The sequence below is a fragment of the Ignavibacterium sp. genome (assembly GCF_025998815.1).
In the GTDB taxonomy this organism is placed as follows: domain Bacteria; phylum Bacteroidota; class Ignavibacteria; order Ignavibacteriales; family Ignavibacteriaceae; genus Ignavibacterium.
Genome location: NZ_AP026678.1, coordinates 1,273,439 through 1,297,181 on the forward strand (window position 1 = coordinate 1,273,439; position 23,743 = coordinate 1,297,181).

Sequence of the window (23,743 nt, forward strand, 5' to 3'; positions counted from 1 at the left end):
AATAACAAGTTTAACTATAATCTTCCAATCAGATTTTAATTGAATAATCAGAATTTTCTTTTATCATATCAAAATGGCAAAGTGCATAATCAAATCTTACCGGATCATCTTTATCAAATTTTCTAAGATTATTGGTAATCTCCTCAGCCATTTTCCATGTAACATTTTTTCTTTCAGTTAAACCAAGCCGATGTGAAATTTTTGCAATGTGAGTATCAACAGGAATGATGAGTTTTTTCGGAGGAACAAATTCCCATAATCCAAAATCGAGATTATCTTTTCTTACCATCCATCTCAAAAACAAATTCATTCTTTTGCAGGCACTTCCTTTTTCGGGAATTGGAAACATAAATTTTATTCCCTGGCTTGCCTCACCGAAATTATTCTCATAAATGCTTAATAATGAATTTGAAAATCCCGAAACAGATTTTTTTACAGTGGAATGTTCATCAGAATAAAATTGCTTGAAATAATTTCCGAGTGAATCATAATCTTTCAGAATGAATTGCAGAAGAGAAATTAAATTCCGGACATCACTTTCAGAATAAAATCTATGCTTAACAATGAAATTATTTTTTTGTGAAAATGTTCGAACAAATCTATAAGGTTTATTATCCGATGCTCTCAGGAATTCAGACAATACTTTATTGATTTGTTTGATATTTCCATAAGCAAAAACCGAAGCAAGAAAAGCAAATACTTCAATATCTTTTTTATCTTTTAATTGATGAATTAAATGAAGCGGATCAGAAGTATTTTCAAGCTTTGAATATTCAGAGTAGATTTTTTCCAGTTTTGTTTTAAGTCTATTCATATTGTTAAATGCAAGATATAAAAATAGGTCAGGATTTACCTGACCTATTTTCTTGAATCAATATTATTTTCCTCTATCGCAATAAAATCATTTTCTTTGTTTCGACAAAGTTGCCAACCTGCAGTTTGTAAAAATAAACTCCACTTGGTAGAGAGGAGGCATGCCTCGTCCCTACATCAGGAAATTCAACTTCATATATTCCCGCATCTCGGTATTCATTCACTAATGTGACAATTTCATTTCCAAGAACATCATAAACTTTTAATGTTTGATGACCGCCTACTGGCGACTGCCAACTGATCTTTGTGCTTGGGTTGAATGGGTTTGGATAATTCTGAAATAGATTGAAATCCAGATTGGTTATATTATCATAATTTTCTTTTGAACCTGGTATTGGTCCTGAGCCAAACGGAATCATAACCATAGATCCTTTACCGATTACGAATAAATCTCCCTTTGCATTAAAAGTCATATCAGTCATTGTACTAATTGGCATACTCAGGTAATCCCTTTCCCAAGTAGCTCCACCATTAGTAGTTGAATGAAATTTATCTTTTTCATTCACAATTCCTTTAACTGAATCTAAAAAAATAAAATTGTCTAATATTAAATCTTCATAAGAGTCCAGAACTGGTCTCCAGGATTTTCCTGAGTTTGTTGTTTTAAGTAATTTATTTTTTGATAAAGCATAACCAGTTCTTTCATTAAGCATCTGAATTTTTTCCACTCTGCTTTCATAATCAATTAAGTGCCAGGAGAGTCCATAATCATAAGAATTAAGTAGAAATCCCTGCTCGGTAGAATTTGTAAAATATATTCCTACACCAAATATATTTCCCGGACTTACAATGTTAGTGCTTGTAAAGAAAACATTTGATAATAAAGGTCCTTTTATCCAAGAATTGCCACCATCAGTGGATGAAATTAAATTTTTATATGCTGCAAATGCAATGATATCTTTGTTATAAACACTCAATGCCTGTAGTCCGGTGTAGTAAACCGGTGGAGTTAACTGAATCCAGGTTGCTCCAAAGTCAGTTGACTTTATTATTTTGGTTTGTTCGATTATCATATAAATAACATTCTCTGCAATTCCCACTTTCCATATATAACCAAATTCATTGGGGAGAGATTTTTTGTGCCAGGTATATCCTCCATTTGTTGTCAACAAGTAATTCTTGCCATACCATTTACTATAAGCAACACCTAATTGACTATCAGCATTGATTGGTTTAGAATCAAAAACAACATTACTTAAAAAAATATCCCTTTCTGAGGTTATTTTCTGATAAGTATTACCTTTATCCACAGATTTGAAAATTCCCGAACTTGCAAATACGTAAATTGTTTGGTTGTCATCTGAAAATAAAGAAGAATAAAAAAAAGAATTACTATGAAAATCTGTTAATGGTTCTGAGTAACTCCAAGTATGCCCAAGGTCGGTAGTTTTCCTCTGAATAACAGTATTTTCTGTAGAAAAAATACCAGGATTGTGTCCAAGGAAAATCCATTCACTATCACTAATAGATATAATATTTTTATAAATTCCATCTCGAAATTCGACTATTGACCAAGTAACTCCCATATCAGTTGTTCTTTGAATAAAGCTAAAAACAACATTACTATCTGGTTTCGTAATATTTCCTATTGCAAAACCAATTCCCGATGAATTAATTTTTATATCTGTATATCGAACCTGATGAGAGACACTTGAATTGAGACCGGTATTAATTTTTCGCCAGTTATAACCTGCATTTGAACTATAATAAATAGAACCCTCATCTCCGCTAAAGTGAAAACTTCGCAATACCCAAACTTGATTTTCATTCAAAGCAAAGATTTTTGAAAAATAACCATACCCACCGAAAAAAGGTGGACTCGGAGTCAAAGTCCAACTGAGACCAGCATCATTAGTAATGAAAAATCCATTTGGGCCTAATTTCCAACCTCTGTTTCTTGAACCAAAGGTAACTAAATAGCTGGTCGAACCTGGAGTCGATTTAATACTCCAGTTTTTCCCTCCATCTGTGGTTCTGAATTCTCCTTTAGAGATATCAGTAATATAACCAATCATAGAATCAATAAAGGCAATCCCCTGTTCAGTAAAATCGCCGAGCGAGGAATTATTTTGTTTGGCATAAACAGGCATTATTTCAAAGCTTTCAGAGCGAGTATCAAGTTTAATAACACAATTATCCTCACACCATAAGAAAGCTTTGCCATCAACTAATACCGACGAATACACTCTTTTATTTGGTGGTTCAGGAGAAATCCAATTCCAACTGGATTGGGAATAAGTTGATGATATAAATAAAGATAGAACAAAATAAAATATTAAATTTCTCATCTTCTTATTCCTTATAAAGTATTACATCTCTTCGTAAAAGAAAATTTGAAATTAAGTCTACACTAATAATCGAGGGGAAATATCCTTCCTTAATAAAATACAAATACACTCTGTTATTAATTTGCTTTGGGAAAGGATCATCTTCGACATATGTTATGAAAACTGTATCATTAATAAAAGCTTTTTGGTAATCAAAAAAGTAGGAACCATTTCTTTCGGTTATTGCATTCGGCTGCCCAAAGATACTTACTACAAATAAATTTTTCTCTGCAACTAATTCCTGACCTAAACTTCCTTTGGCAGTGAGAGTTATGATATAATTACCATTTTCCAACTGCTGGTTACTTACAATATCACCAAGGTATTGTTGATATAATCCATAGGCATAAGTTCCATTCAAGCTATAAACAATTTGACCGGAAATTTTATTTTTAATAGTTAATGTAATATCACAATCATATGGTAATGAAAATCTTATAAATGTTGAATTCTGAACGGGATTTGGGAAATTTTGCTTCAGTTCAAAATCAAATGAACCAGGAGTAAAAAATTTGAAATTTTCTTTATTCAGGTTTGGATAGATAGGATAGTAATCATACCAGTATAAGCAGTAGATTTTTACATCTGGGATTGGTTTACCAGCGGTATCAACAACCATTCCCAAAACTCCGGAAGATTCTCTGGGTTCATTAACAATATTATCTGAACAAGAATTAATAATAAGGAATAAAAGTCCGGCTAATATTAGCTTAATTATAAATATTTTCATATTTACTTCGTTTATAATTTATTTTATCAGTATCATTTTCTTTGTTTCGACAAAGTTGCCAACCTGCAGTTTGTAAAAATAAACTCCACTTGGTAAAGACGAGGCATGCCTTGTCTCTACATTAGGAAATTCAACTTCATATCTTCCTGCATCTCTGTATTCATTCACTAATGTGACAATTTCATTTCCAAGAACATCATAAACCTTTAATGTTTGATGAGCGCCTACTGGCGACTGCCAACTGATTTTTGTGCTTGGGTTAAATGGGTTTGGATAATTCTGGTAAAGTTTAAATTCATTTACTACTAATGATTCATCATCCACACCAACTATTTGATCAATTACATCAATTGTTCTTCCGGGAATATAGAAAGGTGGAATTCCGAGCAGAGATAAATCAACTCCTTTTGATGGTTGATATGCTTTCACTAACCAATTGCCTGGTGCAATCCAGTTTGTATCTTCTATCGAAAATAACGGAATAGGAATTGGTCCTAACAAATAAGAGAACTCCCATTGCGTTGTAAACTTTTTACAATCGAATGTGCCTAAGACTGTGTTTATGGTTTGATCATTATTTCTTACGGCAGAATATTTAAATCTGATATTGTATGTTGAAATTAATGTGTCTTTTTGAAGAAGCGTATATCTTGTTCCAGTGTTAGCGGCGAATCTGTAAACAGAATACCAGTCCTGGAGTGATCTGAAAAAATTCAGAAAGTTAAAATTAGGATCTAATCCAAGTGAATCTAATTGATTCAGGAAAGTTTCAATACCCGAAACACTGAAATACTCATAACCATCTGTTCCCTGAAAGCTATAGAAAATAGAATCTGTGTATGACTGCAAAAGAATTGTTTGCAAAGGTCCTTCTTTGGAAAGAACAATATTGGCAGTTCTGCCCTGATATGATTGAACAAGAGCAAAAGAGTCCTGTCTGAAGAAAGTAAGATTTGTAAGAGGATTATTTAGTGAATCCAATGGTGTTACCTGATAATTCCACAAATAGCCGGTTGCTGATGGGAAATAATCACTCGCTTGCTGAGGAAAAACTGAAGTACTAATTAGTAAAAAAATTGTCAATAAAAATCTTTTCATAAGCTTACCTCGTGATGTTGGGATATTTTAATCGGATTAAAACCTACTTACTTAAAATTATTATAAGATTAAATTAAATCCGAATGAAAAATTTCTAATCGGTTTAAGGTTACCAACCAGCTCAACATAATTATAATTAAAAATATTTTTAGCATTAAAATAAACCGTTGCAGGCAATCCAAATGATATTAAATCATAACTTAAACTGACATCCGTCTGATAAATGGAAACCCGCAATTGACCGTCGCGAACAATTCCCAAATCAATAAGTTCATTATCAATCTCTTCAACTCTGCTTTGATATCTGAAAAAAATTCCCAATCCAAAATGCCAGTTTGTAAATTCCACAGAGCCAGTGAAACTATGCTTTGGTCTGTACTTCAATGGTTTTCCTTCTTCAACATCTTTTGAATTCAAAAAAGTGTAAGCCAAATTTGATTTAAGAATTCCTGGAATGATGTTTATAGTTGAACCGATTTCAAAACCTTGTATTCTTGCTCTCAGAAGATTGTTAAAAAATATCAAACCATCGGATGGATCAACGCTTGCTTCAATCATTTTGTAATATTCATTTTGGAATACAGCAAAATCAATTTCGAATATAGTTTGATAGGAATAGTTTACTCCAAATTCAATAGTTAAATTTCTTTCAGGTTTGATATCAGGATTTGGCTTAACTGTTATTCCACTTGTTGATGTTGAAGTAAAAGCTTCAGCAAGAGTTGGATTTCTGAAACCTGTACCGAGTGAAGATCTGAAAATAAGATTTTCATATAACTTATAGTTAAAACCAATTTTAGGTGAAAGCGAACCGGAAGATTCTAACGAATCAAGTTTACCGTAATCATATCTTAATCCCAAAGAAACAATGAGTGGGAAATCGAAATTAATGTCTGCTACAGAATATAAACCAGCACTTATTGCATCAGGATTTCCAAATAAACTTGAGTTTACTTTTGATGGAATGACTTCAGCGCCTGATGTAAGAATAATATTTTTATTTAAACCCGAAGTAACCTGAGTTTCAAATCTGTATAAATGTGAATTCGAAATATTTGATGGTACTGAGTTATCAGAAAAATTATTTCTGTAATAACTTCCTTTTATAAACAAAATCGTTTCATCACTCAGAAGATTTTTATAAACTAATCCAAGTAAGTACCTGTTTGTTTCTATACGGTTTGCAGAAACAAAATCAGAATTAATCAATGCATTTCTCGAATCTTTCCAGTAAAGAAAATTTCCCGCTCTTTTATTGAATGAGTTAGCTAAAAACATCAATGATGATTTTGGACTGAATACATATTGCATTTTCAAAAAGCCAATATACTTTTTTGAAAAATCATCCCGACGATAACTTAAATCTTCAAGTCGCGTTAAAGATAAATTTAATCCGAAATTATTAAATGAGTTTGAATGAGAAACTGTAACTCCATTAAATGGTCTGAATTCATCTGACCAATTCCATTCCTGATAGAATGGTTTATCATAAAATCCATAATAAGCATTTACCATTGTTCTTGGAAAAGCTGAAATCTCTCTTGTGATGGCACTTACAACACCACCAATAGCTGACGAACCATAAAGAGAACTGGCAGCGCCTTTTACTATTTCAACTCTTTGAATTTCAGTTGTTGGAATCATTTCCCAAACTATTTCGCCAGTGTCGCCGGTATAAAAAGGAAGTCCATCAATTGTAACTAATGCTCTTGCACCAGCACCACGACTATAACCACTCGAGCCACGAATGCTTATCTGGTCTTCAGTCATATTAACACCAGGAACAAAACGCATTGCTGATTCAAGATTGCGAAAATTTCTTTCGATAAGTTTAGTTCCGTAAATAATTTCTGTGCTTACCGGAAGCTCGGATTTTTTTTGTTCATACTTTCCGGCAGTAACAATTATCTCATCTGTTTTTATTGCTTCCGGAATAAGTATAAAATCAATATTCATATTTTTGTTGATGAAAATTTTCTGTCGCTTTTTAGCGTAACCAATTGCAGAAATTTCTAATTCGTAGTTTCCGGCAGGAACATTTTTAATTTGAAAATATCCCTTTTCGTTAGTCGCATCACCAAAAGATGTATTCAGAAGATAGACATTAACTCCGGGAATCGGAGTAAACTCCGGATCGGTTATTCGCCCGGTTAGTTCGAATGATTGTGAATAACTTATAAACGAAAAAATTATTAAGAATGTTAAAAAGATTGTGCTCATAATTTCTATTATCCGCCTGGTGGTTGTGGTGGAAGTTTATTGAAATCTACTCTTATGTTTACATTTCTTGTAATTTTATTTTCCTCAATAACAAGAACTCCGGGCTTTGTTGTATCATTGTTTGTATAATAGATACCCGAGACAAACCAGTCTTTTCTTGCAAGCGATAATTCATCAGTAGTTTGGTGTGCAACTGCAACATAAGCATATTCACCTGGTTCAAAAGGACCCGGTGAAACAGGAATAATCGCACTATCAAGTGAACTGAATTTGTAAGATTGCACTCCGAATGGAATTTCGTTGCTGAGATATTTCAGATTAGTAATTACAAAATCTGATGGTTGAAGTAAAGGATTTTTAAATACAACCAAATAAGTTCTTTTGATGCTATCAGGCCAGGGACTAACAAAGTAAATTGTTCCCTCAAATCCGGAGACTTCGGGTTGTTCAGCTAAAGGAGAAATACCGTGATCGCAGGATAAAAGAGAAAAAATTAAAATTAGTACAGCAATTGTTAAAAAATTTTTCATTTCATGTAAATCAGCTTTTTTACAATAGTTGATCTGCCGTCGTTAAGTTCATAAAAATACATTCCTGTTGGGAAACTATACTCACTAAAATTAATTTCTCTCTCGTATATACCTGGTTCTAAAATTTCATTGACAAAAGTTAAAACTTCCCTGCCAAGCATATCATACAACTTCAAAGTAATCCATCTGGTATCTGCTGTTGCGAATCTTAGTACAGTTCTGTTATTAAAAGGATTTGGATAATTCTGTTCGAGAAAAAGAAAACTAACAGTCTGAAGGTTTATTTCAACTTCATTTGAGAACTGAAATTTTCCATCATAGTCAATTTGTTTTAATCTGTAAGAATATACTCCATCCTCAAATGGTGTATCTGTAAAGTTATAATATTGTTTTTCAGAAGTTGTTCCTTTTCCATCAACAAATCCTATTGTTACATAATCAGAATTATGAAATTTTCGCTGAACCTCGAATCCCCTGTTATTTATTTCGCTTGCTGTCTGCCAGGATAAAAGAACTTTTTTATCATCGAGTTTTGAAGCGGTGAAACTTTCAAGTTCAACAGGAACGAAAACAAGTGAGTCGTTAATAATAGCAGTCCAAACACTAAGTGCAGAACCATCCAACCTCATCCAAATCGGATAAACTTTTTTATTAAATGCAGCAATGTTTGTATAATCGCCGAAGAAAATATTTGATGATGGAATAAATGAAGATTCACTTACCTTAAAGTTAGTAAATGTTTCACCTCCGTTAGTTGAGCGGGCAACATAAACATCTGTAGCATTGCCAGATGTATTTCTTCTGTCATAAAAAACAATGTAGATGGCTCCTGTTGTTTGATCAATTGTCATCCAGGTAAAAAACTGATGACGATTAGTATTATCATCATTTACCTTTAAAGGTGATGACCAGGTATTTCCACCGTCAGTTGATTTAACAAAGAAGACATCTGTATTATTTGTTCCGTTTCTCTGATCAGACCAGTTTATATAAATGTTACCACGATATTGTGATTGACTTGTGTCGCAAGCAGTAATTGGTAAGCCATTGCAACGGTAAATTCCGGATACATCAAAGTCCCAACCACCTGGGATATTGCTGACGAAGATATCAGTTCCCCAGGTTAATCCTCCGTCTGTTGATTTATCGAAAACCAAACCAAGTGGTCCTGCCCAGCTAACATAAATTTCACCGTTCGGTCCAACACAAGGGACTGCACCTTCAACAGTGTTGTCGCTGTCGATACAATCTCCGCTTCGATCGCTTATTGTTATTGCATTACTCCAGGTTAATCCTTTATCAGTTGAGCGCGAAAATTTTATTCTTGATGAATCATTTGGACTTGAACTTCCATAATCATCAAATTCTGTCCAACACACATAAACATTCCCTTTGAATTGACTGCTGTGCATATCAACTGCAATCCATTCTTTATCCTGATTTTTAGGACTCAGAAAACCTATTCCTGCACCATCATTCCAGCTTAGACCATTATCAGTTGATCGCTGAATAACAATTCTATCAATCCAGTAACCCGGGAAAGGTGGATTGGAAAGATGACCGTAATACAAATATCCAAGTTCATCATAAACAACAACGGGATCACCCCAAACTCCAAAGGATGATGATAAAAATGAAGTACTCCAGTTATAACCTCCATCAGAAGATCTGAAAAAGTGATTGATATTAGCTCCTGCTGAAAGATAATTTGGATTTACCGGATTTATTGCAATTGAAACTTCCTCTGGCTGATTGCTTGTGGGTGAATCAACACGAACATTAAGGTATTGTGCGTATGAAAGGATGGAGAAGCAACAAATGATAATCAATGTTTTCATGCTATCCCTTTATAAAGATGGGAAATTTTCACTACTATCTTAATCAAAATGATTTTTATTTCAAATTAACTTTTAAATCACAATAATGATATACTTTTTTCAGTTACGAAAAGCAGAACAATCCATTTTTTCAGTAAATCTTTTTAACCGAGTGATTTAAACACTTGAAATTATCCAAAGCACAAATTGACAATCCATTCTTTTCTATTTTTACACTAAAATTCCGGAGAAAGTATGACAGAGAAACTTTACAAAGAGCATGTTATTATTGATTACATTGCAATCACAATCGGTGCTGCAATAATGGGAATTGGGATTGGTGTTTTTCTTGTTGATGCACAGGTTGTTCCCGGTGGAGTTAGCGGACTATCAATGGCAATTCATTATCTTTCTTCAAATAAAATTCCTGTTGGTGTAATGATTTGGGTGCTTAATGTTCCACTTTATATCTGGGGAATCAAAGAGCTTGGTAAAGAATTCGGCGTAAGGACATTTTATGGTTTTACATTAAACTCATTTTTTATCGATTTCTTCAGAGGTGAGGTACCTTTTATTGGTGGTTTAGGATTACAGAATACACAAACAATCAAAGACCTTCAACAAAATGATTTTTTGTTTTTGATTCTGCTTGGTGCTGCTTTTCTTGGAATTGGATTAGGCATTATTTTCAAATTTAAAGGTACAACAGCAGGTTCTGATATTGTTGCTGCCATAATGCAAAAAAGATTTGGGATTAAACCCGGAATGGCAATAATGCTGATTGACTTTTTTGTGATTATGACCGCAGGACTTGTTCTTGAACTGAAAGGATTAGCTGTTGAAAGATCTGCAATTACTTTAACTTTCTATGCACTGTTTCTTTTATTTATTTCAAGCAGATTGGTTGATGCTATAATTGATGGGTTCGATTATGCAAGATCAGCTTATATAATTTCAGATAAGAATGAAGAAATTGCTCAAGCTATTATGAATGATTTAAGTCGTGGTGCAACGGCAATTAAAGCCCGAGGACTTTATCGGAACATTGATCGTGAAGTAATTGTAACAGTTGTTACTTTGAAAGAACTTGGCAAGCTCCTTTCAATAATAAAAAAGATTGACCCGAAAGCATTCGTTACAATTCATAATGTGCACGAAGTAATGGGTGAGGGTTTCAGAAGAAGAATTTAATTTCAATCAGAAATAATTAATCCGGAAGACGAATTTTGAATGCATACGGCAAAGAACAAAAGCTCCTAATCATTTTTTTCGTTACAGGAATATTTTTCTTTTTGCTCAGTTCATTTGGAGTATTTGATGGAATCTCTGCTGAAGTTTCATTACTATTGTACAATTGGCTTGGTTACACAAACAAATGGAGTCATTCATATGGACCAGAATGGTTTGTGAATCTGAATGGAAATGTTTCTTCATTCGGAAGTAAAGAAATAGTTTTTATTATCAGCACAATTTTCTTTTTCTATCTCTTAGTTTCAGATAGGAAAAATGATGCAGTAAAGTTTGCTTTCACTGTAATTATTTCTTTGATGTTTATCGTGCTAGTGAAGTATATAAATTCAGAAAGAGAAACAGTTACATTCAAAGAACTTTACACGGAAACACTTGCAAATTTTCCTAGCGGACATACTTTTATTTCAACCGTTCTTTATCCATCAATTGCATATTTTCTTTCATTGCCAGCTAATTCAATCAAATTGAAAAGTTTTTATTTCACCAGCGCAATTGCAATTGTAATTATTGTAGGAATTTCCAGAGTAACCGGAAGTGGTCATACAGTTACCGATGTTATTGCAGGTTGGTCTTTAGGTTTAAGCTGGTTTGCTTTAATCAAATTTATCTTGTTCAAAAATTCAAATCCCGAATAAGATTTTCATTCACTCAATCAACCATTCATTTCAACTTTCTTAAGTTAGGCATTTATTCATTCATCCATTCAATTTCACCCTCCGAAGGTAGTCATTCAGTCATTCATCCATTCAACCTCACCTATCGAAGGTAAGCATTAATCAATTCATTCTAATAAGTAAAATGTTTTATCGGTTCTCCTTTAACTCCAATATCAGTCATTGCTTCAATTCCAATCTCCAAATGAAGATCCGAATATTTCTGAGTTACCATCAAATCTGATTCTTCAGTTTTAATACCTTCGGGAATCATCGGAACATCTGAAACGAGTAACAACGCACCGCGCGGAATTTCATTTACTAATCCAACAATGAAAAGAGTTGCTGTTTCCATATCAATTGCAATAGTAGAAAGCTTCCGCAGATAACTTTTAAATTCTTCATCCCATTCCCAGACTCGTCGGTTGGTTGTATAAACAACTCCGGTTCTGTACTCAAGTCCTCTCTGAACAATTTTATCTGAAACAAATTTATGAAGTTTGAATGAAGGTAATGCTGGAACTTCTTTTGGTTTGTAATCATCGCTTGTTCCTTCGCCCCTGATTGCAGCAATAGGCAATATAAAATGTCCGATTTCAGTTGAGTGTTTGAGTCCGCCACATTTGCCAAGAAACAAAACACCTTTAGGTGCTCTTGCAACAAGTAAATCCATAATTGTAGCGGCATTCGCCGATCCAATTCCAAAATTAATTATTGAAAGGCCAGCACTGTTTGTTGCTGTCTGCATTGGTTTACCGATACCTTTAATTTCACAATTGAACCGTTCTGCGAATCTTTCCACATAGTTATGAAAATTTGTAAGCAGCATATAATCACCAAACTCGTCAATCTGAGTTCCGGTGTAACGAGGTAACCAGTTTTTTGCAATATCGAGTTTTGTTTTCATAAATCAAATTTGTCCTTTCTTATTGCACTACTGAGTTAGAATTTTTTCTCGCAAAGTCGCAGAGTCGCTAAGAAATTTTAATTTGTATAATGTTTAATAACTTTTTTAATCGCTTCTTCACAAACTTTGCAAAATGGTTTATCGCCTTTTGAGAACATAATACAATCAAGCATTGGACGATATAATCCTGTTGCCTGATAACCAGCACCTTCAAAAGCTCCAACTTTGCCCCAATATTTACTGCTTCTTAAATATTTATCAACTTTTTCTGATTGTAGTTTATCTTTAATTGCATACTCTTCTTCTGCAGCTTTAATTTGTTCTTCAGGTGCTCTGTTTTTTTTGAGTTCAGCAATGTAATTGTTCAAACGATTTCTTTCCTTTAACCATACATAACTCATCCTGTCGAATTCTTCTTTTTCCCAAGGTGTTGGAATTTCAATTCCTTTACTCAATAAATGTTTCCATTTGATGTTCTTTGGATCGAGCAATGCAGTTATGTTTGGTTCAATTGGTTCTACTGTTGGTTTATAAAAATCTGTGTAAGCAACATCTGAAGTATAATATTCATCAGCAAGTCCGGTGAATGAATGACCAAACTCATGAATGAATAAATATTTTGCAAACTGATTATCAGTGGTATAAGTACAGAACTGATTATAAATTCCACCACCACCATATCGTGGATGATTAACCTGAATGTAAATCGCATCATAAGGAACAAATGCAGCAAGGTCCCGCATTGTTTTATTATCTTCGGTCATCAGATATCTCTCTGATCCAAGCGACCAGAAAGTAGTATTCAGAACTGTGTTAACAAAAATGTCTGCGCCGGGCAAGTCAGTTCCACTTTCTTCCGAAGGTTTGAATACACCATAAAAATTAAAATCACTTTTATTTGATTTATATGGTTCCTGCTCAAAGAAATAACCAACAAATCTTTCAAGGTCTTCTGCGAACTTTCCTCTTTCTTCAATTGTATATCCTTCGGCGAGAATTACAACATCAACTTTTTTGTGAGGGTCACCGTTAAAAACCGGTTTAAAGATTTCAACATCGGAGTCAACGACTTTGTCTTTGATAATGTAAATGCTTGCAGGGTCAATCTCAGTTCTGAAAATTTCATTCATCAGGTTTGATTCATCTCGCTTCTCAATTGCAAAAATTATTTTGCTTTTTGGATATGGAATTATTGCTGATTCGTGATATGATTTTTTAATTCCTGCCAAACCATTTTCACTCGAAGCATATTCACCGAAGAAAGTATCAAATCCTTTTGAGTAAATTAGTTTACCTGAAGCAGCATCATAAATTTTATGATAATATTTCCCGTTGTTAAGATTATCAATCAGATTAGTTAAACTTCCCGCCCAGATTCCATATCTGTAAATCTTATCAATCGTAAACATTTCTGATTTAGCATCGCCAATATGGAAATAATCAATTCTCATTGTTTCATCAAGAAAGTATTTATCAAAATCAGAATTTGGTTGGGAAAAGCAAACTGAAGCAATTAAAAGAAAAATTATTATACGCATAAAAAACCTCTGAAATTTCGTTTGTGAAAATAAGAAACTAAGCCACTAATTACACGAATTTTCACTAATTAATTAAAAGCATTCGTGATAATTAGTGAAATTCGTGGCTGAAAATAATTAGGTAAGTAAACGCTGAAATCCTTAATTTTGAACAACAAATTTTTAAGGATTAATAAAAAATGAACATAAACCTTTTCATCAAACAACTCAAATTAAAAAATCAAAGGAGAGTATTTTTATGGCTCGAAAGAACGTGTTGATAATGGGCGCGGCAGGACGCGATTTCCACAACTTCAATGTTTTTTATCGTAACAATCCTGACTACAATGTAGTAGCTTTTACTGCAACTCAAATACCTAATATCGAAGGTCGAATCTATCCAAAACAACTTGCCGGCAAACTTTATCCAAATGGAATAAAAATTTACGAGGAGTCAAAACTCGAAGAGCTTATCAAAAAACTAAAGGTTGATGAAGTTGTCTTTTCATATTCTGATGTTCCTTTTGAATATGTAATGACAAAGGCATCGATTGTCAACGCAGCCGGTGTTTCGTTCAGATTGCTTGGAGCAGCTGAGACTCAGGTTAAAAGCACTAAACCTGTTGTAGCGGTTCTTGCTGTAAGAACAGGTTGCGGTAAATCTCAGACTTCAAGAAAAATTGTTGAGGTGTTAACCAAAGCCGGTAAAAAGGTTGTTGCCATCCGTCATCCAATGCCTTATGGTGATTTAGTTAAACAAAAAGTTCAGAGATTTGCTACTTATGCTGATTTGAAAAAACATAATTGTACAATTGAAGAAATAGAAGAATACGAACCTCACATTGCACGCGGTGGTGTTATATATGCGGGAGTTGATTACGAAGCAATACTTCGTGAAGCTGAAAAAGAAGCTGATGTAATTCTTTGGGATGGTGGAAATAACGACTTTTCATTTTACAAAGCCGATGTAACTTTCACAGTTGTTGATCCTCACAGACCAGGACACGAATTAAGATATTATCCGGGAAATACTTCATTAAGAATGGCTGATTGCGCAATCATAAATAAAATTGATTCTGCTGATGCATCTAACATCAATTTAGTTCGTGAGAATATTCAAAAGGTTAATCCAAAAGCAGCCATCATTGAAGCTGCTTCACCTGTAACTGTTGAGAAACCGGAATTGATCAGAGGTAAAAGAGTGCTTGTTGTTGAAGACGGACCAACATTAACTCACGGAGAAATGAGATATGGTGCCGGAACAGTTGCTGCACAAAAACTGGGTGCAAAAGAAATTGTTGATCCAAGACCTTATACGGTTAAATCAATTACAGAGACTTATAAAAAATATCCAAACATTGGAACACTTCTTCCTGCGATGGGATATGGTAAACAACAGATGAAAGATCTTGAAACGACTATCAACAGAACAAAATGTGATGTGGTTGTAATCGGAACTCCAATTGACTTAAGCAGATACATAAAGATAAATAAACCTCACACTCGCGTTAAATATGATTTACAGGAAATTGGTTCAATTACAGTTGAAACCATTTTAAGAGAAAAGAAAATAATCAAATAATAAAATCATTTTATCTTCTTTTAAGAACCTGCAGAAAATTCTCTGCAGGTTTTTTTTACCACTAATTTCACTAATTAACACGAATAAAAATTAATCGTCATTATTTTTTTTAGAAAGGAATAATAACTCTCTGGCATCCGTTGGACTTAATTGAAATATTTGAAAATAATTTGTGAAAATTAGTGTAATTCGTGGCTGTTGTTTTATGTTTGAAAGGAAATTTTCAAACTATTTAGATTAATGAATCCTGAACAGATAACTGATTTAATTATTGTTATTACCTATCTAATTGTCGTTGCACTGATAGGAATCTTTTCTGGTGGAAAACAAAAATCCATAAAAGATTATTTTCTTGGAGCAGAAAAAATTCCCTGGCTTGCAGTCAGCTTTTCAATTATTGCTGCTGAAACAAGCGCTCTTACTTTTATCTCAATTCCCGGACTTGCCTACAAATCAAACTTTAATTTTCTTCAACTAACATTTGGTTTTTTGATTGGGAGAATTGCTGTTGCACTGATATTATTACCAAAATATTATCAGGGTGAAATCTCAACAGTTTATACATATCTTGAAAATAGATTTGGAAGAAGAGTCAGAACTTTTGCATCAGTAGTTTTTCTTTTGACAAGAGTTGCTTCAGATGGAGTAAGACTTTTTGCTGCTTCAATTCCACTTTATCTGTTGCTTGATATAAATCCTGTTTATGCTATAATGATAATAAGTGTAATTGCTTTAATTTATACGTACATAGGTGGATTGAAAGCAATCATATATGTAGATGCATTTCAAATGATGATATATCTTGGTGGAGCAATTGTTATAATTATTTTTATCATCAATAAAATTGATTTAAATATTTTTTCTGATGCAAACCTGCTAAGCCAAAAGCTTTCAGTAATCAATTTCGGATTAGGAGAAGGATTGAATGACTTTTTCAGACAGCCATATACTTTGTTAAGCGGTTTGATTGGTGGTGGATTTTTATCAATGGCTTCACACGGAACTGATCAATTGATTGTTCAAAGATTACTCGCTTTGCAGAACCTCCGAAAAAGTCAGCTAGCCATAACTACATCGGGAATTATAATCATTTTTCAGTTTGCGATATTTCTTTTCATAGGATTTTTACTTTACGCTTTTTATGGAACATTGGATATCAAATCAGATGAAGTGCTTCCAAAATTTATCATCACTCAACTCCCAACGGGATTATCAGGTATAATCATCGCAGGCGTTTTTGCTGCAGCTTTATCAACTCTTGCTGGCTCTATTAGTTCTCTCTCTTCTTCTACTATGATTGATCTTTTTCTTAATAACAAAAAGAATTTACTTAATGAAAAAACTAAGCTGCGTTACTCAAGACTATTCACAATTTTCTGGACGATGATACTTGTTGCTTCGGCTTTCTTTTTTATGAATACCGATAAAGCTGTGGTTGAACTCGCATTGAGTATTTCATCATTTACTTTTGGTGGAATGTTAGGAACATTTTTACTGGGAATTTTTATTAAACAAGCAAATGAAAAAATTGCTTTGATATCTTTCATTATTGGAATTCTGGTTGTGTCACTTTTTATAATATTAAAACTTGTTGCGTGGACGTGGTTTGTGTTTATTGGTGTTGCTACTGTTCTTATTCTTGGGTTCATGCTATCAAAACTTAAAATGTTTATTGATAAATGACTAATGCCGATTATTTTTGCCTCAAAGACTTGAAGCCACAAAGATTTTTAATACCATTTTTTTAGGTATGAAATATGGAATTACTTGATTACCTGATTGTTATCCTTTACTTCATAATTTCCTTTTCCATCGCTTTTTACTTTTATAAGCGAGCTGGAAAAGACACAAATGAATTTTTTCTTTCCGGAAGAAATCTTCCCTGGTATCTTGCCGGTTTATCAATGGTTGCAACCACATTTGCAGCTGATACACCTTTAGCCGTAACGGAGTTAGTTGCAAAAAATGGAATTGCAGGCAACTGGCTATGGTGGAATTTCGCTTTCGGTGGTATGCTGACAGTCTTTTTCTTTTCAAGATTATGGCGACGAGCCGGACTAATGACTGAAGTTGAGTTTGCAGAATTTAGATATTCAGGAAAACCTGCAAAATTTCTTAGAGGATTCAGAGCAGTATATCTCGGATTCATTATGAACATAATAATCATAGGCTGGGTTAACAAAGCTATGATATCAATACTAACTGGATTCTTTGGAATTGATGAATCAATCGTTTACTTGTATGTATTTGGAGTGATGTTCATTGTAGCAATTTATTCTGCACTTTCGGGTTTGTGGGGAGTAGTTGTTACTGATGCATTTCAATTTTTTATGGCAATGACAGGTTGCATCGTGCTTGCAATTCTCGTTGTTAATTCACCACAGATTGGAGGAATGGCTGAACTACAAAGTAAATTACCTGAAAGTGTTTTCAACTTCTTTCCAGCTATTTCTGAGATAGATCAAGCAGCTGGAAAGATGGTCTTATCTCTCTCATCATTTCTGGCTTATGTTGGTATAATCTGGTGGGCAAGTTGGTATCCAGGTGCAGAACCTGGCGGTGGTGGTTATGTTGTGCAAAGGATGCTGTCGGCAAAAAATGAAAAGCATTCGCTTTTTGCAACATTGTTTTTTCAGGTTGCACACTATGCATTAAGACCTTGGCCCTGGATAATAGTTGGATTAGCAACCCTTGTTTTATATCCAAGTTTATCTGAAAATCAAAAAGGTCTTGGATATATTTATGCTATGAAGGACTTTCTTCCAACCGGATTAAAGGGTTTATTAATCGCTGCTTTTTTTGCTGCATATATGAGCACAATAGCAACTCAACTTAACTGGGGAACATCTTACATCATAAATGATTTTTACAGAAGATTTTTAGTGAAAGATAATTCTGAAAAACACTATGTTTTTATTTCACGCTTAGTTACCCTATTGCTGATGGTCGTTTCTGTTATTATTACACTTTTTATAAACCGAATTTCCGGTGCATGGGAGTTTATTCTTGAATGTGGTGCTGGCCTGGGACTAGTTTTAATAATGCGTTGGTTCTGGTGGCGAATAAATGCCTGGAGTGAAATATCTGCAATGATTACTCCTTTTATCATTCTTCCTGTTCTGAAAATTCTTCAGGTCAAATTTCCATTTACTCTTTTCTTAATTGTACCCATTACAACTATTGTTTGGCTGGTAGTAACATTTCTAACAAAACCAACTGATGAAAAAACATTAATTGAATTTTACAGAAAAGTTTATCCGGGTGGAAAACTCTGGTCAAAAATATCTGAAAAAATTCCTGATTCTCCAAAACAACAAAACTTCTTTTCGATGTTTGTTAACTGGATTGCGGGAGTAATTTTGGTTTACTCTTCCCTTTTTGCTATCGGTAAAATTATTCTCGGATTTTATAACGAATCAATAATTTATTTTGTTCTGATTATTATTTCAGTAATTGTTATATCAAAAAATTTATCCAAAGAAGGATGGGAGACAATTTTAAAATAATCTTTTATTAAAGATACAGCGGTCCGTCCGGACCAAGTGGTAATCCAAGCAACATCCAGATAATTAAAAGAATTATCCAAAATATTGTGAGTAAAACCGTATAAGGAATCATCGTTGAAATAATTGTTCCGATTCCATATTTCTCATCATACTTCTGAGCAAAAGCAACTATCAGAGCGAAGTAACTCATCATTGGTGTTACAAGATTGGTTACTGAGTCACCAATTCTGAATGCTGCTTGTGTTAAAGCAGGATGATAACCAAGTAGCATAAACATAGGTACAAAAACCGGAGCCATAATTGCCCACTTAGCAGAGGCACTTCCCATAAATAAATTTATGAAAGCTGAAACAAGGACAAATGCAACGAGTAGTGGAATTCCGGTTAATCCAATATTTTTCAGAAAAGCTGCTCCATCTATTGCGATAATTAAACCAAGATTACTGTATCTGAAAAAGTAAACAAACTGGGCTGCGAAGAATACCAGAACAATATAAGTTGCCATTGTTGACATCGATTTTATGATATGCTTCATAAAATCTTTATCGTTTTTTATTGTCTTAACAGCAATGCCATAGGCAAGGCCGGGTATTAAAAAGAAAATCAGTATTCCTGTAATTATCCCATCAAAGAAAGGTGAATGAAGAATTTCACCTGTCTTTGGATTTCGGAACAATCCGTTTTCAGGAATAATGGTCAGTGCAAGCAGAATTACCAAAATGATTAAAGAAACTCCAGCCCATTTAAGTCCTTTCTTTTCTTCTTCCGAAATTTTCTCAACTGATATCTTTTCAGCATTTCCTTCATATGATTTTAAACGAGGTTCAACAATCTTTTCAGTTATCCAGGTTCCGACTATAACAATTAATATTGCTGAAACGAACATAAAATAAAAATTAACTGCAGCATTTATTTTAATATTCGGATCAATAATGTTTGCAGCAGATTCAGAAAGTCCTGCAAGAACCGGATCGATTGAACCAATTAAAAAATTAGCGCCAAATCCTCCGCTAACACCGCAAAATGCAGCAGCAAGTCCTGCCATAGGATGTCTTCCTAAAGCATAATAAATTGCTGCTCCAAGAGGAATGAGAATAACATAACCAGCTTCAGAAGCTAAATGAGATAATACGCCTGCAAAAACTATAGCACCTGTAATTAATTTACTTGGCGCTTTCAAAACCAGAGCTCTTATCATAGAATTGAATAATCCCGAACCTTCGGCAACACCAATTCCAATCATAACTGCAAGTACATAACCAAGCGGAGGAAAATTTACAAAGTTGTGTACAACATTAGTATAAATCCATCTTAACCCATCAGATGATAACAAATTTTTAACCTTTATTTCAGAACCATCAGCAGGATGAATTGCTGTTAAAGAGAACCAGTCACCGATTAACGAAGCAATTGCAACAACTACTGCAAGTATTGCAAATAAAGTTGCCGGATGAGGTAATTTATTTCCAACAATCTCTATGTAATCAAGTACCTTATTAAACAACTTTGAAGAGTTTTTGTTCTTATTCAATATGACCTCATAACTTTGTCTAAAGAATTTAGCTAAATTGAATAGAGTAATTTTTTTCTCTTCACAAAGATAAATTGGTAATTTGGTTTAACAAGAAGTAAATCTGCTTTATGAATGAAACAGCGTATTATCTTAGTATTTTCACTATTACATTAACTTTAATCGGAATTGCAATCGGAAGTTATCCAGGATTCCGAATGAACCGTGCAACAATTGCATTAGTTGGTGCGACAACTCTGGTAATAATTAATAATTTATCTTTGGAAGATACCGCCCGACTTGTGGACATAAATACTATAATGCTTTTATTCGCAATGATGGTATTAAATATTAATCTGAGACTTTCCGGTTTTTTTAATATCATAGCCAACAGAATAATACGCATAGCAAAAACGCCACAGCAATTATTAGCACTCATAATTTTTTCATCTGGATTTTTATCGAGTCTATTTCTAAATGATACAATAGTTTTAATGTTTACTCCACTTTTAATAGAAGTTGTTCTGAAATTAAAAAGGAATCCTCTTCCCTATCTTATAGCATTAGCTACTTCAGCCAATGTAGGAAGTGTTGCAACCATAGTGGGTAATCCTCAAAATATGATAATAGGAATTTTCTCCGGATTGAGTTTTGTTGAATTTGCTTTAAAGCTTATTCCAATTGCTTTTTTCGGAATGATTATAATATGGGCAATTATTGTTTTAATTTATAAAGAAGAATTTCGTGTAAAGGTTTATCTGGAATCTGAAGTATTTCATCCGAAAATTTTCAAACCACTCCTGATTAAAAGTTCAATCGTTCTTTTCATAATGCTTGTAGCTTTCATTTCAGGATTGCCAATTGCTCTATCTGCCTTAGGCGCTTCTGCTTTATTACTAATTACAAGAAGAATTAAACCTGAGAGAGTCTTCATAGAGCTTGACTGGTCTTTGTTAGTTTTCTTTTCCGGATTATTCATCGTAACGGATTTATTAAATCAGATTTTAATTTCTCCTAACTTTAATGGAAATGTTGAAGTCATCACCAATAATCCTTTGGTTGATCTTTCTATTATTTCCTTGATCTTAAGCAATTTAATATCAAATGTTCCGGCTGTTTTAGTCTTAAGTCCAATAATAAAACAACTGGGAAATACAGATATTTACTGGCTGGCGTTGGCTATGTCTTCAACTTTTGCGGGAAATCTTACACTCCTCGGTTCTGTAGCAAATCTGATTGTTGCCGAATCAGCTAAAAGACATGGAGTAACTATATCATTTTCCGAATATTTGAAAAGTGGAATTCCAATCACAATTCTGACCTTTTTAGTCGGGATTATCTGGCTTGTTTTTCTCCTTTAAAATAAAGAACCCGATGACCGAAGCCATCGGGTTTGTCCATACAAAAGGTCTGGGGGTTAACCTTCTGCATGCGACATTGTAAAAATAATTTACAACTTATTATAAAGCAATAGGAAAATGTCCGATACTAAAAATAATTTTTTGAAAGAAAAATCCCCGTATCTTGTTAAAAATTAAGCACTTAACTTTATTTTTTGTTGAAAAAATTTAAAAATCCCAAAATTTCTCCGATTAGAAAAATTTCAGGTAAACAATAATTTTTACCTAAAATTGATTAAATCTATCATTTCTTTTACTGCCTTGTTCATTCCCACAAAAACTGCACGGGAGATTATTGAGTGACCAATACTTACTTCATCAATTTCTTTAACTTCTCTAAAGACTTTAATATTAGAATAATTTAAACCATGTCCGGCGTTTACTCCCAAGCCTAGTTTTTTTGCGTGCCTTGCCGCAATTCTTATCCTGTCAAGTTCGTCAAATTGCTCTTCTTCAGACAAAGCATTTGCAAAAATTCCTGTGTGAATTTCTATAAAATCACTTTCTATTTCAGCTGATGCATCAATCTGATTAACATCAGGTTCAATAAATAAAGATACTTCAATTTCGTATTGGTGTAGTTCTTTAATAGTATCTTTTAATAATGAAATGTTATCAATTACATTGATACCACCCTCAGTCGTCAATTCCATTCTTTTTTCTGGAACAATTGTGGCTAGCTCGGGCCCAACATCACAAGCTATTTTAATAATTTCTTCAGTTGCAGCCATTTCAAGATCGAGTTTAGTAGTAATTAGTTCTCTTAATAATCTAACATCTCTTTCATTTATGTGTCTTCTGTCTTCCCGAAGATGAACAACAATACCATCTGCACCAGCTTGTTCAGCAATTAAAGCAGCCGTAACAGGATCCGGCTGACTTTCTCCTCTTGCATTTCTTAAAGTGGCGATGTGATCAACATTAATTGCAAGTCTCATTTAAATTCTCCTTAAAAGATGTGACCAATAATATTAAAAATTGATTCGATACCAATTCCATATTCGTTAGTTCGGAATCGAATCACAGAAATCAAATCTATTAAATACATAACACCAATATGAACTGCTACGCAATAATAAAATGATCTGGTTCTCAAAGCAAGCCAACCCAGAGCGATGCCACCTGGGACTGAGCCAAGTGTTTCTAAAAATGGTTTACCGTTATGTAAAATCACAAATGGTATCATCTGAATGAAAATTGCATAAGAACCAAATTTCTTTTCGAGACCAAATAACATAAATCCTCTCCAGATAAATTCCCAACCAATCATATACACCAACATTCCAAATTCATATATTATAAAAACATTCCACGATTCTCTTGCAGAAGAAAGATGAGGATATTTCTGAATGAAATCATTTGAAGAAGAAGCAAACCAGATAATTGGAATCATAACTGATAAAAAAATTATACTTAGAACAAATCCTTGCCTCCGTTCTCCTAATCTGAAGCCATAGTCTGCAATATTTTCTTTGAAAAAAAATTTGATGATAAAAATTGTGGGAATAACAAATGTTAAAAAATCTCCTGAAAACCAGTAAAGGTATTCGATAAGATATGGATCTTTATGTTGAAGAAAGTATTCAAATAAATTTTCACGAAAAAATCTTCTTGAAGTAAAATACCAACTGAAAGTCTGGAGAACTGCAACAGCCAAAAACACAGTGACAATTTTTCTGTCAAGACCTTTTAAAGTCGAAATGAAATCTTCTATCTCTTTTTTGAGCACTTTGGTTAACTCTGTCAAAAATTTATTTCTGTCATAAAAATATCTAAATTTTGAAGAAAATCACAACTTTTAACCCATCAAGATTTGACAAAA

The 23,743-nt window shown here is 33.5% G+C and carries 18 protein-coding genes; 6 read left to right on the forward strand and 12 right to left on the reverse strand.

Going from position 1 to position 23,743, the window contains the following annotated elements:
• Window positions 1-28 precede the first annotated feature (28 nt).
• From Q0X14_RS05460 to Q0X14_RS05490, 7 genes are all read right to left on the reverse strand, one after another.
• The gene (locus tag Q0X14_RS05460) at window positions 29-814 is read right to left on the reverse strand and encodes a TIGR02757 family protein (protein ID WP_297843547.1); all 786 of its coding nucleotides are present in this window, start codon (window positions 812-814) and stop codon (window positions 29-31) included.
• 73 nt (window positions 815-887) lie between these two features.
• Window positions 888-3,161 carry a YCF48-related protein gene (locus Q0X14_RS05465; protein WP_297843549.1) on the reverse strand — a complete coding sequence of 758 codons (2,274 nt, stop codon included), beginning with the start codon at window positions 3,159-3,161 and terminating at the stop codon, window positions 888-890.
• Between the two features lie 4 nt (window positions 3,162-3,165).
• A complete protein-coding gene (locus Q0X14_RS05470; protein WP_297843551.1) occupies window positions 3,166-3,930 on the reverse strand; it encodes a hypothetical protein in 765 nt (254 codons plus the stop codon).
• Window positions 3,931-3,948: 18 nt separating this feature from the next.
• On the reverse strand, window positions 3,949-5,028 hold the full coding sequence (locus Q0X14_RS05475; RefSeq protein WP_297843553.1) for a T9SS type A sorting domain-containing protein: 1,080 nt from the start codon (window positions 5,026-5,028) through the stop codon (window positions 3,949-3,951).
• A 60-nt stretch (window positions 5,029-5,088) separates the two neighbouring features.
• Complete coding sequence (locus Q0X14_RS05480) at window positions 5,089-7,248, reverse strand: TonB-dependent receptor (protein ID WP_297843556.1); 2,160 nt, start codon at window positions 7,246-7,248, stop codon at window positions 5,089-5,091.
• A gap of 8 nt (window positions 7,249-7,256) precedes the next feature.
• The gene (locus Q0X14_RS05485; RefSeq protein ID WP_297843559.1) at window positions 7,257-7,778 is read right to left on the reverse strand and encodes a hypothetical protein; all 522 of its coding nucleotides are present in this window, start codon (window positions 7,776-7,778) and stop codon (window positions 7,257-7,259) included.
• Entirely contained in the window at window positions 7,775-9,616 is a 1,842-nt protein-coding gene (locus tag Q0X14_RS05490; protein WP_297843561.1) for a T9SS type A sorting domain-containing protein, read from the reverse strand. The genes Q0X14_RS05485 and Q0X14_RS05490 overlap by 4 nt, the downstream gene beginning before the upstream one ends.
• Window positions 9,617-9,850: 234 nt before the next feature.
• Between Q0X14_RS05490 and Q0X14_RS05495 the strand changes: the two genes are divergently transcribed.
• A complete protein-coding gene (locus Q0X14_RS05495) occupies window positions 9,851-10,786 on the forward strand; it encodes a YitT family protein (RefSeq protein WP_297843564.1) in 936 nt (311 codons plus the stop codon).
• Between the two features lie 35 nt (window positions 10,787-10,821).
• Window positions 10,822-11,481: a phosphatase PAP2 family protein gene (locus Q0X14_RS05500; protein WP_297843566.1), complete on the forward strand. Its 660-nt coding sequence runs from the start codon at window positions 10,822-10,824 to the stop codon at window positions 11,479-11,481.
• A 151-nt stretch (window positions 11,482-11,632) separates the two neighbouring features.
• On the opposite strand, the gene Q0X14_RS05505 is transcribed toward Q0X14_RS05500, so the two are convergent.
• Together Q0X14_RS05505 and Q0X14_RS05510 are read right to left on the reverse strand one after the other, a co-directional pair.
• Window positions 11,633-12,406, reverse strand: a complete 774-nt coding sequence (locus Q0X14_RS05505; RefSeq protein WP_297843568.1) for an AMP nucleosidase — start codon at window positions 12,404-12,406, stop codon at window positions 11,633-11,635.
• A gap of 77 nt (window positions 12,407-12,483) precedes the next feature.
• Complete coding sequence (locus tag Q0X14_RS05510; RefSeq protein WP_297843570.1) at window positions 12,484-13,944, reverse strand: M64 family metallopeptidase; 1,461 nt, start codon at window positions 13,942-13,944, stop codon at window positions 12,484-12,486.
• Between the two features lie 238 nt (window positions 13,945-14,182).
• Between Q0X14_RS05510 and Q0X14_RS05515 the strand changes: the two genes are divergently transcribed.
• From Q0X14_RS05515 to Q0X14_RS05525, 3 genes are all read left to right on the forward strand, one after another.
• Complete coding sequence (locus tag Q0X14_RS05515) at window positions 14,183-15,505, forward strand: cyclic 2,3-diphosphoglycerate synthase (protein ID WP_297843573.1); 1,323 nt, start codon at window positions 14,183-14,185, stop codon at window positions 15,503-15,505.
• A 240-nt stretch (window positions 15,506-15,745) separates the two neighbouring features.
• Window positions 15,746-17,188: a sodium:solute symporter gene (locus Q0X14_RS05520; RefSeq protein ID WP_297843575.1), complete on the forward strand. Its 1,443-nt coding sequence runs from the start codon at window positions 15,746-15,748 to the stop codon at window positions 17,186-17,188.
• 74 nt (window positions 17,189-17,262) lie between these two features.
• Window positions 17,263-19,011 (forward strand): sodium:solute symporter family protein, encoded by a 1,749-nt coding sequence (locus Q0X14_RS05525; protein ID WP_297843578.1) that lies wholly within the window; start codon window positions 17,263-17,265, stop codon window positions 19,009-19,011.
• 7 nt (window positions 19,012-19,018) lie between these two features.
• On the opposite strand, the gene Q0X14_RS05530 is transcribed toward Q0X14_RS05525, so the two are convergent.
• Window positions 19,019-20,542 (reverse strand): AbgT family transporter, encoded by a 1,524-nt coding sequence (locus Q0X14_RS05530; RefSeq protein WP_297843580.1) that lies wholly within the window; start codon window positions 20,540-20,542, stop codon window positions 19,019-19,021.
• A 110-nt stretch (window positions 20,543-20,652) separates the two neighbouring features.
• Here Q0X14_RS05530 and Q0X14_RS05535 point away from each other — a divergent pair, with 110 nt between their 5' ends.
• A complete protein-coding gene (locus tag Q0X14_RS05535; RefSeq protein WP_297843583.1) occupies window positions 20,653-21,882 on the forward strand; it encodes an anion transporter in 1,230 nt (409 codons plus the stop codon).
• A gap of 260 nt (window positions 21,883-22,142) precedes the next feature.
• Here Q0X14_RS05535 and Q0X14_RS05540 read toward each other — a convergent pair whose 3' ends face one another.
• Window positions 22,143-22,859 (reverse strand): pyridoxine 5'-phosphate synthase, encoded by a 717-nt coding sequence (locus Q0X14_RS05540; RefSeq protein WP_297843586.1) that lies wholly within the window; start codon window positions 22,857-22,859, stop codon window positions 22,143-22,145.
• 11 nt (window positions 22,860-22,870) lie between these two features.
• Entirely contained in the window at window positions 22,871-23,668 is a 798-nt protein-coding gene (locus Q0X14_RS05545; RefSeq protein ID WP_297843589.1) for a CPBP family intramembrane glutamic endopeptidase, read from the reverse strand.
• Window positions 23,669-23,743: the final 75 nt, after the last annotated feature.